The organism is Gilliamella apicola (assembly GCF_003202655.1).
In the GTDB taxonomy this organism is placed as follows: Bacteria; Pseudomonadota; Gammaproteobacteria; order Enterobacterales; family Orbaceae; genus Gilliamella; species Gilliamella apicola_R.
Genome location: NZ_QGLR01000004.1, coordinates 149,626 through 167,183, shown reverse-complemented (window position 1 = coordinate 167,183; position 17,558 = coordinate 149,626). Strand labels below are relative to the sequence as shown.

14 protein-coding genes are annotated in these 17,558 nt (G+C 34.5%); 7 read left to right on the top strand and 7 right to left on the bottom strand.

Going from position 1 to position 17,558, the window contains the following annotated elements; genetic code table 11:
* The first annotated feature begins 146 nt into the window (after positions 1 to 146).
* The 7 genes from DKK70_RS01770 to gyrB all read left to right on the top strand — a co-directional run bounded on the left by DKK70_RS01770 (position 147) and on the right by gyrB (position 9,431).
* Entirely contained in the window at positions 147 to 896 is a 750-nt protein-coding gene (locus DKK70_RS01770; RefSeq protein WP_110432470.1) for a MipA/OmpV family protein, read from the top strand.
* Positions 897 to 1,011: 115 nt separating this feature from the next.
* Positions 1,012 to 1,920: a recombination-associated protein RdgC gene (locus DKK70_RS01765; RefSeq protein ID WP_110432469.1), complete on the top strand. Its 909-nt coding sequence runs from the start codon at positions 1,012 to 1,014 to the stop codon at positions 1,918 to 1,920.
* A 196-nt stretch (positions 1,921 to 2,116) separates the two neighbouring features.
* Positions 2,117 to 3,223 (top strand): porin OmpA, encoded by a 1,107-nt coding sequence (ompA, locus tag DKK70_RS01760; RefSeq protein ID WP_110432468.1) that lies wholly within the window; start codon positions 2,117 to 2,119, stop codon positions 3,221 to 3,223.
* A 162-nt stretch (positions 3,224 to 3,385) separates the two neighbouring features.
* On the top strand, positions 3,386 to 4,741 hold the full coding sequence (dnaA, locus tag DKK70_RS01755; protein ID WP_110432467.1) for a chromosomal replication initiator protein DnaA: 1,356 nt from the start codon (positions 3,386 to 3,388) through the stop codon (positions 4,739 to 4,741).
* Between the two features lie 15 nt (positions 4,742 to 4,756).
* The gene (dnaN, locus tag DKK70_RS01750) at positions 4,757 to 5,860 is read left to right on the top strand and encodes a DNA polymerase III subunit beta (RefSeq protein ID WP_110432466.1); all 1,104 of its coding nucleotides are present in this window, start codon (positions 4,757 to 4,759) and stop codon (positions 5,858 to 5,860) included.
* A gap of 47 nt (positions 5,861 to 5,907) precedes the next feature.
* Positions 5,908 to 6,978 carry a DNA replication/repair protein RecF gene (gene recF, locus DKK70_RS01745; RefSeq protein WP_110432465.1) on the top strand — a complete coding sequence of 357 codons (1,071 nt, stop codon included), beginning with the start codon at positions 5,908 to 5,910 and terminating at the stop codon, positions 6,976 to 6,978.
* Between the two features lie 41 nt (positions 6,979 to 7,019).
* Positions 7,020 to 9,431: a DNA topoisomerase (ATP-hydrolyzing) subunit B gene (gene gyrB / locus DKK70_RS01740; protein ID WP_110432464.1), complete on the top strand. Its 2,412-nt coding sequence runs from the start codon at positions 7,020 to 7,022 to the stop codon at positions 9,429 to 9,431.
* 424 nt (positions 9,432 to 9,855) lie between these two features.
* Here the strand turns inward: gyrB and DKK70_RS01735 are convergent, their stop codons facing one another.
* The 7 genes from DKK70_RS01735 to DKK70_RS01705 all read right to left on the bottom strand — a co-directional run bounded on the left by DKK70_RS01735 (position 9,856) and on the right by DKK70_RS01705 (position 17,557).
* Entirely contained in the window at positions 9,856 to 11,340 is a 1,485-nt protein-coding gene (locus DKK70_RS01735) for a VWA domain-containing protein (protein ID WP_110432463.1), read from the bottom strand.
* A gap of 56 nt (positions 11,341 to 11,396) precedes the next feature.
* Positions 11,397 to 12,812: a VWA domain-containing protein gene (locus tag DKK70_RS01730; RefSeq protein WP_110432462.1), complete on the bottom strand. Its 1,416-nt coding sequence runs from the start codon at positions 12,810 to 12,812 to the stop codon at positions 11,397 to 11,399.
* 61 nt (positions 12,813 to 12,873) lie between these two features.
* Positions 12,874 to 13,359, bottom strand: coding sequence for a hypothetical protein (locus DKK70_RS01725; protein ID WP_110432461.1), 486 nt, complete (start codon positions 13,357 to 13,359; stop codon positions 12,874 to 12,876).
* A gap of 1 nt (position 13,360) precedes the next feature.
* On the bottom strand, positions 13,361 to 14,050 hold the full coding sequence (locus DKK70_RS01720) for a hypothetical protein (protein WP_110432460.1): 690 nt from the start codon (positions 14,048 to 14,050) through the stop codon (positions 13,361 to 13,363).
* The gene (locus DKK70_RS01715; protein ID WP_219999648.1) at positions 14,050 to 15,657 is read right to left on the bottom strand and encodes an SUMF1/EgtB/PvdO family nonheme iron enzyme; all 1,608 of its coding nucleotides are present in this window, start codon (positions 15,655 to 15,657) and stop codon (positions 14,050 to 14,052) included. Before DKK70_RS01715 ends, DKK70_RS01720 begins: the two co-directional genes overlap by 1 nt.
* Entirely contained in the window at positions 15,614 to 16,837 is a 1,224-nt protein-coding gene (locus tag DKK70_RS01710) for an ABC transporter permease (RefSeq protein ID WP_110432459.1), read from the bottom strand. Before DKK70_RS01710 ends, DKK70_RS01715 begins: the two co-directional genes overlap by 44 nt.
* A 15-nt stretch (positions 16,838 to 16,852) precedes the next feature.
* The gene (locus DKK70_RS01705) at positions 16,853 to 17,557 is read right to left on the bottom strand and encodes an ABC transporter ATP-binding protein (protein WP_110432458.1); all 705 of its coding nucleotides are present in this window, start codon (positions 17,555 to 17,557) and stop codon (positions 16,853 to 16,855) included.
* Position 17,558: the final 1 nt, after the last annotated feature.

Sequence of the window (17,558 nt, the reverse complement as noted above, 5' to 3'; positions counted from 1 at the left end):
AAATATGACAAAATGTGGCATTATTATCAAAGAAAACAGATTGTAACAATGTACAATTAATGTATAGATTTTGTGACGATAAGCGCAGCGTGACGAAATTACTACAATGATTGTCTTAAATCGTATCGCTACAAGTGGGTATCAAAATGAAAAATTTAAGCTGCATAATTTCGCTTTTATCAATATTTCCATTAGGGTATACGCAAATTGCATCGGCAGATCCTACATCATTAGGTATCGGTTTAGGTTGGTCTAATTCACCATACAAAAGTTACAGTTCAAGTTACTATCCAGTTCCTCATATTGATTATGACAATGGTTCATTTTTTATTGATGACTTATCAGCTGGTATTTACGCGATTAATGATGATAGTCAAAGTTTATCTTTTGGTGCTCGTTATCTTGCTAATGAATTTAAACCTCATGATTCAGACAACCATAAGTTAAGACAACTTGATAGTCGTCATTCTACCGTGCTAGCCGAAATTGATTATGCAATCAATACTAATTGGGGAATTTTTTCAGGCAGTATTGGCGCTGATGTGCTTGATAAAAGTAACGGAATCCTAGTAAATACCGACTATACTGTGCCTTATATACAAGGAAACTTTATTGTCGCACCTACTATTGGGATAAACTGGGCTAATAGTAAACATAATGACTATTATTATGGTATTTCGCATAAAGAGTCTTCACGTTCAGGTATACATTATTTTAATGCCGACAGTTCTTTTACCCCTTACTTTGAAATTAATGCGCAATACTTTGTAACAGATAACATCGCTACTTTTGGTGGCGTTCATATTGATAAATTGACTGGTGATGCCGCTGATAGCCCTATGGTTGATGATAGTACCGTCACTTCTATCTATATGGGTGTATCTTATAAATTCTAAATTTTTTATTAAATTTTATTAATAAAACAACAATACTTTATTTGCTACGAAAATTTTATTGAAATCAGTCATGATTAATTAATTTTCATAAACTATTTTTTGGAAATATTACACTATGCTTTGGTTTAAAAATGCAATTATTTATCAACTTAATAACGACAATTTACTTGATAAACAGACGATTGAAAACGCGGTTAAGTCTGCTTCATTTTCTCCTTGTGGTAATTTAGATTCCACTAAAATGGGCTGGGTATCACCTTACAGTGATAATAATCAGGATGATTTCATTATTGATATGCAAGGGCATTTATTATTACGCATCAAAAAAGAGACTAAAATTTTACCTGCACCAGTCATAAAACAAGCTCTAAATGATAAAATTGACAAACAAGAGAGAGCGTTAAGCCGTAAACTAAGTAAAAATGAAAAAGCCACCTTAAAAGATGAAGTGATGATCGATTTAATGCCTAGAGCATTTAGCAAATATAACTACTATTGGTTATGGGTAGACACGCAAAACAAACGAATTATTGTTGATTGTAGCAGTTTTAAACTTGCTGAGGATATTCTAGCCATCTTACGTAAAGAACTTGGCGCGCTCGCATTAACTCCGCTTTCGATTGAGAAACCGCTTGAGAAAATTATGACGACTTGGGTTAAAGAGAAACTTAGTTTTCCTCCTTTTATATTAGGTGATGAAGCGGAATTAAAGGATCCTCTTGAAGGTAATGGGATTATTAGTTGCAAAAATCAAGATATCACCAGTGATGAAATGTTAGTTCATTTAGATTTGGGGAAATGGGTCACTAAACTTAAAATCATTGATGAACGTGGCATCAATTTTATCATTCATCCTGATTTAACATTGAAAAGAATTAAATTTGATTCGGTTATTTTGGATGAAAACGAAGATATTGGATCAGATGAATTTGATAAACGCTTAGAAGCTGATTTCTATATTATGGCAAATACGCTATCAAATTCAATAAATGATTTATATATTACTATCAATAAAATTATTTAACCTCAAAAGGACTGGTTATTTTTTACAAAAACTTACCATTACACCTAGCTTCGAATAATATTTGTGCTATAATTTATGGTAAATTATGTGAAGCATAATTATTTATAATAAAAAATTAACACTTTTTAAAAAGTAAAATTTAACAATAAAAGCAAATTAAACAACGTCTATCACAACAAACAAGTTGAGGCAAAAAATGAAAAAAACAACTCTAGCTCTAGCAATCGCAGTTGCAAGTCTAAGTGCTACTGCCGCTAATGCAGCATATGAAGATAATACTTTTTATATAGGTGGTAAATTAGGTTGGTCAGAACTTTATCGTTTAGATGCAAACAAAGTTCGCGGTTATGATAAAGATGAAGCTGGAATTAAAACTTCAAATAGAAGTAATGTTGCTGGCGGTGCGTTCTTAGGTTTCCAAGCTAATCCTTACTTAGCTTTTGAATTAGGTTACGACTGGTTAGGTTCAGCAAAATATAAAAGAAATAATCTTACTGATACTTCTGGTATTGGCGGTAATAGCAAAGTTTCAGCACAAGGTGTCTCTTTAACCGGTAAATTGAGCTATCCATTATCATTTATTTCTGATGATTTAGATATTTATGGTCGTGCTGGTGGTATGATTACCATTTCTAAATGGAAAAATAGTGGTTATGTTAAAACGAATCACAGACTTGATCACGGTACAAAAACTGATATATCACCTGTTTTCGCGTTAGGTCTTGATTATCGTCTTAACGAAGATTTCTCAACTCGTTTAGAATATCAATATGTTCAACATATTCATACTCAAACTGACGCATCTCCAAATGCAGGAGCTGTAACCTTAGGTGTGACTTACCGTCTAAATTCACCATCTGTTGCTGTACCAGTTGAGATCAAATCTGAAGTAAACCGCTATATTTTAAATGAAGATATACTATTCTCTTATTCAAAAGCGGATTTAAAAGCAGAAGGTCGTCAAGCACTTGATAACTTATTAACAACTCTTGTTAAAATTAACCCAACTCAAAGTGCGATTATCGTAATTGGCCATACTGACCGTCTTGGTTCAGATAGCTTTAACCAAAAACTATCAGAACGTCGTGCTCACACTGTAGTGAACTACTTAGTTCAAAAAGGTGTACCTGCTGGTATTATCAGTGCGCGCGGTATGGGTAAATCTCAACCAGTTACCGGTGATAAATGTAATGCACTACGTGATGGTGAATTAAAAGAATGTTTAGCACCAGACCGTCGTGTTGAAATTGAAGTTAAAGCACGTAATGTGCAAGAAGTTCAAGTAATTGATCAAACAAATTAATTTTTGTTATTAATTATATCGTTAAACCCAGCTTCGGCTGGGTTTTTTCATTTATTAATTATGTTAGTAATTGAATAATAGCTTGCTTAAATGCTATAAATTATCCACAAAAAAGATTATAATTATTTAAATATTGTTAGTATCCCAATTAAAGGAGTAACCGTGCCTAACGCTATTTGGCAAGATTGTATTTCTCAATTACAAGAAGTACTTCCGACAACGGAATTCAATCTGTGGATTCGACCGTTGCAAGTGGAGATGGTTGAGAACAAACTCTATATTTATGCGCCAAACAGATTCGTATTAGATTGGGTTAAAAATAAATATCTAACTACAATTTCTCAATTGTTAAATAAACTGTTAGATAATGATTCATTAAAGTTATCATTGGAAGTCGGTTCAACTTTATCTGAAGAAAATAAATCCGAAATTAACCAATCTAAATCCGATATTGTACCTTCTTGGAAGACAACCAAAGAGAGTAATAATCACACTTATTATTCAGGTATTAATCATAAACATACGTTCGATAGTTTTGTTGAGGGTAAATCCAATCAACTAGCGGTGGCAGCAGCTAAACAAGTCGCCGAAAATCCAGGTAAAGCTTATAACCCTCTTTTTTTATATGGTTCCACTGGTTTAGGTAAAACACATTTATTACATGCCGTTGGCAATGAAATTATGGCGGTTAAAGCTAATGCTAAAGTGGTTTATATGCATTCCGAACGTTTCGTTCAAGATATGGTAAAAGCTTTACAAAATAATGCTATTGAAGAATTTAAAAATTATTATCGCTCCGTTGATGCTCTACTTATTGATGATATCCAATTTTTTGCAAATAAAGAGCGTTCACAAGAAGAGTTTTTTCATACATTTAACGCTTTATTAGAAGGTAACCAACAAATTATCTTAACCTCTGATCGTTATCCGAAAGAAATTGATGGAGTTGAAGATCGTTTGAAGTCAAGATTCGGCTGGGGATTAACCATTGCTATTGAACCACCAGAGCTTGAAACTCGTGTTGCGATTTTAATGAAAAAAGCAGAGGGAAATAAAATAAAACTACCTGAAGAGGTCGCTTTTTTCATCGCTAAACGATTACGATCAAACGTCCGAGAATTAGAAGGTGCGCTTAATCGGGTTATTGCCAATGCCAATTTTACCGGTAAATCTATCACTATTGATTTTGTCAAAGATGCCTTGAAAGATTTGCTTGCCTTACAAGAAAAATTGATTACTATTGAAAATATTCAAAAAACGGTAGCTGAATATTATAAAATTAAAGTTTCTGACTTACTATCTAAACGTCGTTCTCGTTCTGTGGCAAGACCAAGGCAAGTTGCGATGGCGTTAGCCAAAGAGCTAACCAATAAAAGCCTTCCAGAAATTGGCGACGGTTTTGGTGGAAGAGATCATACAACAGTATTACATGCATGCCGGAAGATCGCAGAGTTAAAAGAAGAAAGCAATGATATTAAAGAGGATTATTCCAATTTAATTCGAACATTATCAACCTAAAAAAGAATTAACACTATGAAATTTATTATAGATCGTGAAAAACTTATCAAACCATTGCAACTGGTTAGTGCACCATTAGGTAGTCGCCCTACTTTGCCCATTTTAGGTAATTTATTACTACAAGTGAGTGAAAACACGCTATCCATGACGGGGACAGATCTAGAAATTGAAATGATATCTCACATTCTTTTAACCGAACCTTGTGAAGCGGGTGCAACGACTGTTCCCGCGAGAAAGTTTCTTGATATCTGTCGAAATCTTCCTAATGATGCGCAAATATCGATAAGTGTTGATGATAATAGATTAATTATTCAATCTGGTCGAAGTAAATTTTCATTAGCCACATTACCGGCTTCTGATTTTCCTAATTTAGAAAATTGGCAAAGTGATGTTGAACTTTCTATACCGCAAAAAACCATCAAACGACTTATTGATGCAGTGCAATTCTCAATGGCTAATCAGGATGTAAGATATTATTTAAATGGTATGCTATTCGAGATTGAAGATGGTTTATTAAAAACAGTTGCCACCGATGGGCATCGATTAGCGGTATGTGCTCAACCAGTTGGTCAAAACATATCTGAAACCTGTTCAGTGATTTTACCAAGAAAAGGGGTAATTGAGCTTGCCAAACTTGTGGCTGATAATGATGAACTCGTTAACATGCAAATTGGTAATAATAATTTACGCGTTAGTCTTGGCGATTTCACTTTTACCTCAAAACTCATTGATGGCAAATTTCCTGATTATAAACGTGTAATGCCACGAAATCCGGATAAACCACTGGAAGTATCATGTGAAGAACTGAGAAATGCATTATCCCGAGTTGCCATTCTTTCAAATGAAAAATTTCGAGGCATAAGATTATATGTACATAGCAATCAGATAAAGATTACGGCTAACAACCCTGAGCAAGAAGAAGCTGAAGAAGTGATTGATGTAAAATATGAATCGCAAGAGTTGGAAATTGGTTTTAATGTAACTTATTTGTTGGATATATTAAACACCTTAAAATGTGATTGTGTTCAATTATTGTTAACCGACGCCACATCAAGTGTGCAAATTGAAGATATTAACAATCAATCGGCAACTTATGTTGTTATGCCAATGCGCTTATAATTACTAACCATTTAAAACTTCCGGCTTAGGCCGGAAACTTTAGCAACATGACACTTTCTCAAATCAAAATTCATCACTTTCGAAATATTGATTATGCTGAATTATCATTATCCAATCACTTTAATTATATAGTTGGCGATAATGGTAGTGGAAAAACCAGCCTGCTTGAGGCAATTTATATGCTTGGCCATGGTCGAGCTTTTAGACATATACAATCTAATCGAATTATACAACATGAAAAACCAGAGTTAGTATTGTTTAGCCAAATTGAATCTTCACAACAAACGCGAACAATTGGTTTATCAAAAACACGCCATAACGAGAATACGATAAAAATTGATGGCGATGAAGGATTTCGCTTAACAGACTTAGCGAAGTTATTACCGATTCAACTAATTACGCCAGAAGGATTTGATTTACTTACTGGTGGGCCAAAATATCGTCGTTCTTTTATAGATTGGGGCTGTTTTCATCATTATCCTGAATTTGTATCACTTTGGAATAATTTAAAGCGTCTTTTTAAACAGCGTAATGCCTTATTAAAACAGTCATCAAACTATAACCAATTATTACCTTGGGACAAAGAGTTGGCTCCAATAGCCGAAAAAATCGGCGATCTTAGAGCCAATTATTGCCAAAATATATTTCCTCAAATTATAGAGACTTGCCATGATTTTCTCCCTGAATATCAACTAAACTGCCAATATTATCAAGGTTGGGAATATGGTACCCCTTATGCAGATATATTATATAGACAATTTGAAAGAGATAAGTTTATTAATTATACCTCGTTAGGTCCCCACAAAGCAGATCTAAAATTACGAGTAGATAATATTCCAGTAGAAGATTTATTATCTCGAGGACAGTTAAAATTAGTTATGTGCGCATTACGATTGTCTCAAGGTGAATACTTTTCAGAAAAAACGGGGCAATCCTGTATTTATTTAATTGATGACTTTGCTTCTGAGCTCGATCAAAATAAACGAAACTTATTAGCTAAACGATTAAAATCAGCCAATTCTCAAGTTTTTATTACCGCGGTTAATCAGGCGCAAATTACCCATATGATCGATGAAAATGATAAGATTTTCCACATAAATTCTGGTATAATTTCTTAAATAAAAAAATGCTATAAATAACCAAATAAGTCGAGAAATCCATGTCTAACTCTTATGATTCTTCCAGCATTAAAGTACTTAAAGGGCTTGATGCTGTCCGAAAACGTCCAGGTATGTATATTGGTGATACTGATGATGGAACAGGACTTCACCATATGGTTTTTGAAGTGGTAGATAATGCCATTGATGAAGCATTAGCAGGTTATTGTCACCATATTGAAGTTACCATCCATCCTGATAATTCCGTTTCGGTACGAGATGATGGTCGTGGTATACCTACTGGAATTCACCAAGAAGAAGGTATTTCTGCTGCCGAAGTTATTATGACCGTTTTGCATGCTGGTGGTAAATTTGATGATAATTCTTACAAAGTGTCTGGTGGTTTACATGGCGTTGGTGTTTCCGTGGTCAATGCATTATCAGATAAATTAGAATTAGTTATCTATCGTGAAGGTAAAATTCATAAGCAAATTTATCATTTAGGCGTACCTGAAGAGCCACTAAAAATCATTGGTGAAACAACTGAATCTGGAACTTATGTGCGTTTCTGGCCAAGCCCAGAAACATTCTCTAACATCGAATTTGTCTATGAGCATTTAGCCAAAAGATTGCGCGAACTATCATTCTTAAATTCTGGTGTCTCTATTAAACTTAATGATGAACGTACTGGTAAAAGTGAACACTACCACTACGAAGGTGGTATTCAAGCTTTTGTTGAATATTTAAATAAAAATAAAAACCCAATCCATCCAAAGATTTTTTATTTTAGTACTGAGAAAGATAATATTGGCGTCGAAGTTGCTTTACAATGGAACGACGGTTACCAAGAAAATATCTACTGTTTTACCAATAATATTCCTCAACGCGATGGCGGAACCCACTTAGCTGGCTTCCGTGGAGCGATGACTCGTACATTAAATAACTACATGGAAACCGAAGGCTATAGCAAAAAAGCGAAAATCAGTGCCACGGGCGATGATGCACGAGAAGGATTAATTGCGGTAGTATCAGTCAAAGTACCAGACCCTAAGTTTTCCTCACAAACCAAAGATAAATTAGTTTCATCTGAAGTTAAATCTGCAGTTGAATCAGTGATGGGTGAAAAATTAGCTGAATATTTATTAGAAAATCCATCTGATGCCAAAATTGTGGTGGGTAAAATTATTGATGCAGCCAGAGCGCGTGAGGCAGCGAGAAAAGCGCGTGAAATGACTCGTCGTAAAGGTGCATTGGATCTAGGTGGTTTACCGGGTAAACTTGCTGATTGCCAAGAAAAAGATCCGGCATTATCGGAACTTTACTTAGTGGAAGGGGACTCTGCGGGTGGCTCGGCAAAACAAGGGCGTAACCGTAGAAACCAAGCAATTTTACCGTTAAAAGGTAAGATCCTAAATGTTGAAAAAGCCCGTTTTGACAAAATGCTCTCCTCTCAAGAAGTGGCGACACTAATTACTGCTCTAGGTTGTGGTATTGGTCGAGATGAATATAATCCAGATAAAATGCGTTATCATAGCATTATCATCATGACCGATGCGGATGTTGATGGTTCGCATATTAGAACGTTATTGTTAACTTTCTTTTATCGTCAAATGCCTGAGATCATTGAACGAGGTTATGTCTATATTGCCCAACCTCCGCTTTATAAAGTTAAAAAAGGCAAACAAGAGCAATATATCAAAGATGATGATGCCATGACGCAGTTCCAAATTGCTTTGGCATTAGAAGATGCTTCATTACATGTCAATGATCATGCTCCTGCTTTAGCTGGTGAAGCTTTAGAAAAATTAATTGCCGAATATCAGAAAGTCGAAAAATTAATTTCTAAAATGGAACGCCGCTATCCAAAAGCGTTATTATCTGAATTAGTCTATCAAGATGTATTGGATGAAAATATCTTAAAAGATCAACAAAAAGCTGAAAACTGGGCTAAATCAATTGTTGAAAAATTATCTAATAAAGAACAACATGGTAGTACCTATCTTTATAGTGCCGATTACAACGAGAAAGCAGCGTTATACATACCGGTTATTAAAGTAAGAACACACGGTGTTGATACCAATTACGCGCTAGATCAAGTATTTATTCATAGTAATGAATATCGAAATATCTGCCATTTAGGTGCACAATTGAAAGATTTACTTGAGGAAGGCGCATTTATACAACGTGGTGAGAGAAAACAGCCAGTTAATTCATTCGAGGATGCGGTTGATTGGTTAATTCGTGAATCTCGCCGAGGATTAACTATCCAACGTTATAAAGGTTTAGGTGAAATGAACCCAGAACAATTATGGGAAACCACCATGGATCCAACTAGTCGAAGGATGTTACAAGTTACCATTAAAGATGCTATTGAAGCAGATCAATTGTTTACTACCTTAATGGGTGACGAAGTTGAACCTCGTAGGTTATTTATTGAAGAAAATGCCTTAAAAGCAGCCAACTTAGACTTCTAGTAAATTAAACAAAAAAACCAGACACAACGTCTGGTTTTTTTCCGCTATTTTATTAATAAAAATATTTAATTGTAAAAAAACTAAGTTTAAATAGCCGTGAGACGGTATAGACTTCTCAATTATTTTTACCGCCAAATCCCAATAATCAAAAACAAAGTAAAGGTTATCGGCAATCTAAAATCATCCTGAACTAAAACAAGACATTATCGGTTTAAATCAGCAATTGATTACAGTTAGACGTTAATAAGAAAAACGATAACAATATAGACCATAATACCCTAAGGTTATTAACTCGGCTGTTTAAATAGATAAATGCCATAAATACCGACTACTATTTTAGCCTGAATGACTTTTTGACCAACTTTTTGCCTGATTAAGACCGAGCCACTACTGATTATAGTTTGATCTCATAAGTTACAGTTAGTTATTGGCAAACCGGTCGATTAATCTTGAGATCAGCAACAGCTTTATTCATTTGTTTAATCATATCGTTAGGGCTTTGAGCAATATACACTTTGCCTCCTGTAGCATTAGCGATACAATCTATTTTGTGCTCTCCAGCAATATCTACAATATTGATCTTTAAACGAGGTTGTTTAGCTGCTATATGATTAGCAAGGGTACAAATATTTGCTCGAGTACAGTTATCATCCCCATCACTAATTATAAGAATGTAATCATTACGTTTTACCCCATCAAGCATCTGGCTGGCTTTTTGTAACCCGCTGTAAAGCGGTGTTCCGCCACCACCAGCTCCACTTGGCGTTAATCGATTAATTTTACTTTTTAAAGCCGATCTATTTGAATAACTATAAAAAGGGGTTGTATCGGCTGCTGGGCAACCATTAAGCGCAACCAGTGAAATATTAATATTTTGCTGTATTTTATCAATACTTGAAAGTGCAACTTTTTTGCTAGTTGATAAACGAGTTGGCAAGCGCGTCATTCGTTTGTCATAATTAATTTTTTCTAGCTGAGACATACTTCTTGGATAACCATAAGTTAAATAATTGAAATATTTCCCAACTTCTAATGGCGATTCGGCTAAAGTTACCGTCATCGATAATGAATTATCGAATATTAAGGCCATTTTAGATGGATTACTATTTTTTACTAATTCTTCTTTAGTAATACAATTCGCTGGATTTTTTACTTTTGGTTTCGGTTCTGGGGTAACCGCAGGTGGTTGAGGTTCAGGAACCTGCGGCTGTGGTTTTACTTCAGGCTCTGGTTGTGGCTGAGCAACCGGTTCTGGTTCTTTTGGTAACTCAACAATCGGTTCCGGTTTTTTTTCTTCAACAGGTTGTATCTCTTCCACTGGCTTTGTAACAGCCGGTACAATTAGCGGTTCTACTTTTTTAGGCTCTTTAAAAGGATTAAAAAAGTACCATACTAATCCTAACAAGGCTAATAAAAGTAGAGCTAAAATTAAGGTATACCACCATTTCCAAAAAGGTTTTGGCGCTATTGCTGGTGCAACTGGAGTTTGAGGTAATATAACCGGCTCAAAAGCATCGACAATGACGGGCTCATCATTAATCACATAGACATGATCCTTGGAATGTTTGATCCTTGTTAACCAAGAAGAAACTACCGTTTTTTGTTCCTCAGTTAAAGGAATTAATTTTACTGTAGTTTCAATATCATTAATCCGAGTCGTTAAAATTTGTTCAATTTTAACTTTATGAGATGCATTGCTTATATCATTGAGTAAGACAGGTTGTCCTTCAAGATTGGTGTACCAACCTAGGTACTGGTTGTTTTCAATTAACTTTGGCATAGCAAAAATTGAATAAGTCCGTGCAGTCAGGTGGGGTTTAAGTATTGAAAGCAAAGAACCATACTGTTCTAATAACTGTATCTTATTTAAGTTATTATGATCAAAAGCAATGCGCGTTATTCTTTGCATCTTTAAACTTATTCCTTATTACTAAACCGGTAGTTTGAAAAAATTACTATAATATTTTATTCACAAATAGGCTTACTAATATTCATATTTGAAACTGCACTATTCATTTGATTAATAAGCTGTGTTGGGTTTTTAGCGATGTAAACATTTCCACCTGTACTTTTGGCAACGCAATCTATTTTATGTTCACCTGCAATATCAACAATATTGATTTTTAGACGTGGTTTTTCTTTAGCAATTTTATTAGCAAGAGTACAAATATTGGCACGAGTACAATTATCCTCGCCATCACTAATAATTAAAATATAATCATCTCGATTGACGCCATCAAGTAGTTTACTTGCCTGTTTAACCCCATTGTATAATGGGGTCGCACTGTTATACTCCAACGGACTTAATCGTTTAATTTTATTTTTTAGTTTATTTCTATTTTGATAACCGTAAAATGGCGTTGTTTGTGCTGCAGGACAACTGGTTAAGGTCACAAGTGAAATATCTATATTTTGTTGTATTTTATCAATGCTAGATAATGCCACTTCTTTACTCTTTGATAAACGATTAGGTAAACGTGTCATCCTTCTTTCATAAGCATCCGCTTCTTCTTCACTCATCGCATCAAAATTAGCATTTAAATACTTATTAATACTTGCCTGAGACTCCATTAATGTTATCGTCATTGAAGCTGAATTATCAAATATCATTACCATTTTAGGCGCGTCTTTATTATTGGTGACATTTTCTTTAGGTATACAATTTTTAACTTCCTCAACGGGTGCCGGCGCAGGTTCAGATTTAGGTTCAACAACGGGTTCAACCTCTTGCGGTACCGGCTTTATTTCTGGCTCTTTCGGTAGTTCAACTAGTGGATTTGCTACAGTTTGAGGCTCTTCAACATTTTGAACTACTATTGGTTCTGGCGTTTTTTCTTCTCCGTATGGGCAGAAAAAATACCAAAGTAAAGCAAGCAATCCAATTATAAATAATGCAAGTAGTAGCCAATACCACCATCGCCAGAATGGTTTTGGCGGTGGCGGCGGTGTTACAGGAGATTTAGGTAAAATAGGTTCTTCTAAACTATTTACAATAACAGGTTCATCATTGATCACATAAATGCTATTACCTAAACTTTTAATTCTTGGTAACCAACTTGAGATTAAAGCCTGTTCCTCGTTGGTTAAAGACATCGATTTAATCGCTAATTCAATATCATTAATGCGAGTATGCAAGGTTTTTTCTATCTGCTGTTTATGCTCTTCGTTTTCAATATTATTAAGTAAAATAGGTTGCCCTTCAAGGTGACTATACCAACCAATATATTGATTATTATCAATTAACTTAGGTTGTCCTAAAATTGAAAAGGTTCGTTCTGTTAAATTTTTTCTTAGCAATGCTAACAAAGAATTATATTGTTCTAATAAAGAGAGCTTATTAGAATCTCCATTATCAAATATAATTCTTGCTATTCGCTGCATTGTTTCTGTATTTCCCTATGTTTAACTAAATCTGTTATTTAATTCAACAATCAGATTATCTTTAAATATTTAAAGCTTTCTGTAGCTGTTGAAGTTTTTTATTTAACTTATCTAACTCAACTTGTTTTTCCATGTCAGACGCATTTGAATTGTTAACTTTATTCATCTGCTGTTCAATGTCTTTAACTTGAGCTTGTAAATCATCACGATTTTTTGCTTTATCTTTGACTTCTTTGGTGAGCTTGGTTAATTCAGTTTTTAATTTTTGCAACTGAGCTTGTTTTTGTTTTACACTCAGTGACGTTGAGTTTTTCTGTTTCTCAATGGTTGCATAAATTTCTCGGAACTGGGCATTAGCTCGTTTTTCGTCCGCTAATATCTGTTCTTTTTTATCAATACGCGCTTGATAATTTCCAGAATAGTTACAGCTAATTTTATCCATAATACCGATATTGGTATTGGTTGGATCACATTGTTCTGGCGTTGTTGTACAACCGGTTAATAAAACCAGTGGGCTGAGTAACAAAATAAGGGATATCTTCTTCATATTAGCTTACCTTCACTGCTGAACGTTGTTGAGAAACAAGATTGACTTGCTTTTCAAGCACGGCAATTTGTTTGTGTAATTGGTTAATTTGTTTATCAAGTTTTGAAACATTTACCCCTGATTGTTTTTCTTGAGCCGCAATTGAAACCCAATCTTTTTCGACTTTTTGCATACGGGATAATTTATCTTTCAAATAAGCAATATTGGCATCAATTTGGGTTAACTCATTCTTAGCTTGCGTTTGATTCACCGTTTGCGACTTAATCTGTTTATTTAAAGTCTTAAGTGTCGCTAAATTTTTATCTAATACTGCTTTAGCTGTTTCGGTTACCGCTTGAACCTCATAGGTATTTTGCTGAACATCTTGAATATAAGCGTCAAGTCGCATTTCAGCATCGGCAAATTCAGCACGTTTAGTATCAAGATAGTAATTTGCTCCCATCAATACGCCACAACCGACAGCGGCAGAAGCAAGACATGTGCCAGTTTTACCCCCCAATAATACACAGCCAATACCGCCTATTCCAGCACCTACAGCACAAGATTGCCATGCTGATTTACTAAAAAATTTAGCACTATTACTTTTAGTTAAGGTAGGATCGACATCCTTAGAACTTGCGCCACCAGAATTTTGACAACCAGTTAAAATCATCGAGATACATAGGGTTATCGTTACTATAATTTTATTCATTATTTTCTTCCTTTTATTTCATTACATGTTTCAAGCCATAGATTACGTTCTATCTTTCCTGATTCAATATATTGATTTATATGTTTAAAATAGAGTTTTAAATAATCACTCATATTTGCTTTACCACTATTTTCTAATATAAATAGGGTAGGTTTAGATTGCTGATTAATCGTTTCCTTTTCATAATTTGTTGCCGTATTTACAATCGTATCCGAATAGTATTTTAATATAAAATCACGCGCCGATTTAGATTCATCGAGAACATTTTTTAAATTAGTGAGTTTTGCTTTAGAACACATATTTTCATCATCTAAAGAATCTGTTTCATTTGGATCACAGATTTCTTCGCTCATGGTTTGATACAAATTATTATTGTATTCAAATTTACCATTCAAATCGGATACATTAGCACATAAAAAAGCACCTAATTGTAAAGCAGATTGGATGGAACGATCTCTTTGCTCATCTCGGGCTTGATTAGCACTGCGTAAAAGCGCATTAAGTTGGTTCAATTCTTTCTTGGTTTTTTCATCATCTACTTGTTGGGTGATTTTCTCAAGTTCACTAACAACATTATCGTTTTTTGACACACCGGCTTCATTACCTAACTCCTGCCACTCTTTATCCAACTGTTTTACCAGATCATTCGACCGGATAACTTCACTGGTATAAACTAAGCGAAAACCAACATCTTTGCTTTTATAAACACTTTGCCCATCATAATAGGGTTTTTCGGTTCTAAATGCTGTTGTCATTGATGATTCAGGTGTTAAATAACTACCGCCACGAACAATTATACCGCCTTGTTGACCATGATAGCGATCAAGCTTATTCATTCTAAATGAATCAAACATCATTTCACTAGCATTTCCTAAAATATCATAAATATCAAGAGGATTTGCTTCTAATCGTCCAATTAGCTGTAATTTACCATTTGCAGATTTTGCGCCAGAAAACCAAGCATAATTTTCTAAATTATTTTTCATAGGAAATCTTAATTCACGAAATTCTGATTCGGTAACTTTCGAGCCACCTCGGGCAGCATATTCCCACTCATTATTATTCGGTAAGCGAACATAGCCTTTAGGTAAATCATTTGGTTTAACTTTTGCTTGCTTGAGTAACCATTGATTATATTTGTCAGTGAAAGCGACAGCATCAAACCAACTAATATCAGTGATTGGAAAAGCCAGATTTGCTTTAGCCGTTGGGCACTTATCATTCATAACGGCTTGATATTGAAGTAGAGTAATTTCATATTTACCAATCAGATAATATCTCTCTTTCCCAGCATCTGAAAAACTGCCCGATATATAATTAGGGGTAGCATACTCGGCGAAACCAAGTTCTTTATTATTACTACCTAAAACAATCTTAACATCATCAAGTGGTTTACGTGTTGGAGTAAAGACTTTTTTCATCACCAAACTGCCTTCGCATGGCATGGGTAGAATAACGTCATCATTTGCCGGTTTTGGATTATAAAATTTACTATCCCATGGCTCAGCATGACTTAAGCCAGGAATTAAACCAAGTACAATTAGCCAGAGAGCAGATCGGCTATTACGCTTCACGTAAGCTTTCTGCGGGTTGAATTTTAACAGCACCTCGTCCTCCTATCGCAACAACAACAAATGATATAAATAAGGTTAATATAAATGCGATAATAAAATGATAAAATTGTAATTGACTAACAATTGGTTGTGAAACTAAATTTTTACCTAAAACCAGATTAAATGCACAATTACCTAATAAAAAAAGTAGGCATGACACGATAAAAGCCAAACAACTTAATGCCATCGCCTGAGTAAGCAAATAAACCATCACTTCCTTAGACTTAAATCCAATAAGCCGCATAAAAGCAATATCTTTGCGTTTTCGCTCAATATTAGATAAGAATGAACCACTAAAGGATAATATACAACCAAAAATTGCTGTAATGGCGATCACACCGAAAATAAAACTCAGTACTCTATCAATAGCTTGCATATTTTCAATCGCCATTGCTTGTGTGCGAGTTTCAATATTTTTCTCTCGTAACTTTAAGGCTAAGGGGGCAACATCATCCAGAGATTTAGCATAAATTCGCGCTCTAGCAAATGAATCAGGATAGGTAGAATTAGCTAAACCAGTTCCAGTTGGAAAAGTTTCACTTTGATAACCATCATAGAAATGTTCCATTTCAATCAAAAGGTCTAAACTGATAAAACCAGCGGCTCGACTATAATAAACTTCAGGAATAATGCCAATAACCTCTAATTCTGTTATCCCTTTTTCCAGCTTGCCATCTAATTGCCTAGTAATAACCATCTTGATGCGGCTACCGGTTTTTATTTGCATTTTTTCAGCGGCTAATGAACTCAATAAAACTTGATTTTTTTGGTTTATTAACGGCATATCCTTGGTTATAGGATCACCTTTTGAAGTGGGAATAACTTCAGCATTATTAACAAAATGTCCTGAATCTTTAAGCATATCCGCTTGGGTGTTTAAAGAACGAGTAAGAGGAATAACAAATGCGGTTTCCGGCTGATTTTTAATCCAATCCAACATTTGTTGATCAAATTGTAAATTACCGACAATTTTTACTTCTAAATTTTGTGGATCATTAAGTAATTGATGACGCAGTTGAGCAACAACACCATATTTTAAACTAAACAATAGTAACAAAGGGGTAATAACCGATATTACCGCGGCAATTATACAAAATGATACTTTCTTGTCATAGCATAAATCTGCCAATGATAATCGAGTAATGAATCCCCATTTTGCTGTTACTTTATCCATCTCTTATACCTTACTCTATAACGGTAAAAATTCTGATGACTGGGTTGAAGTTAATTTTGCCGATAACGTGAACAACCCTTTACTTTCAATGCGTTGCCAATCATGAGTGACAATCATCGCGGCAATATTATCTTGTTGAGCTTGTTCTATGATTAAATCAAATAACAAATTAGCATTATAAGGATCAAGCGCAGAGGTTGGTTCGTCGGCTAACAGTAACGCAGGTTTATGAATAATCGAGCGTATGAAAGATGCTCGTTGTCTTTCCCCTATTGAGAGCTGTTTTGGGTATTTATTTAATAAATGAGCAATATTAAGTTTATTGACTAAATAATCAAATCGTTGGGAATCAATATTTTTTTGTAATAATTTAGTTGATAATAAAATATTATTCTTAATATTTAAAAACGGCAACAATCCACCCGTTTGTAACATAAATCCCAAATATTGCGCTCGAATATTGGCCAATTGGTTGATATTGTTTTGATTAATCACATTAGCAATATCATAAGTTTGATTATCAACCATCAGATCATAACGAGCGACTTCATCTGGCTTAAGAATCAAGCCTATCATTTCAAGTAAAGTACTTTTACCGCAACCACTATCACCCTTAATAACAACCACTTGCCCGGCTTTCACCAAAAGTTCTGGTAAACAAACTCTAAAAAATGATTTACCTATCGGTCTAGAAATCACCAAATTATTTATAGTTAACATA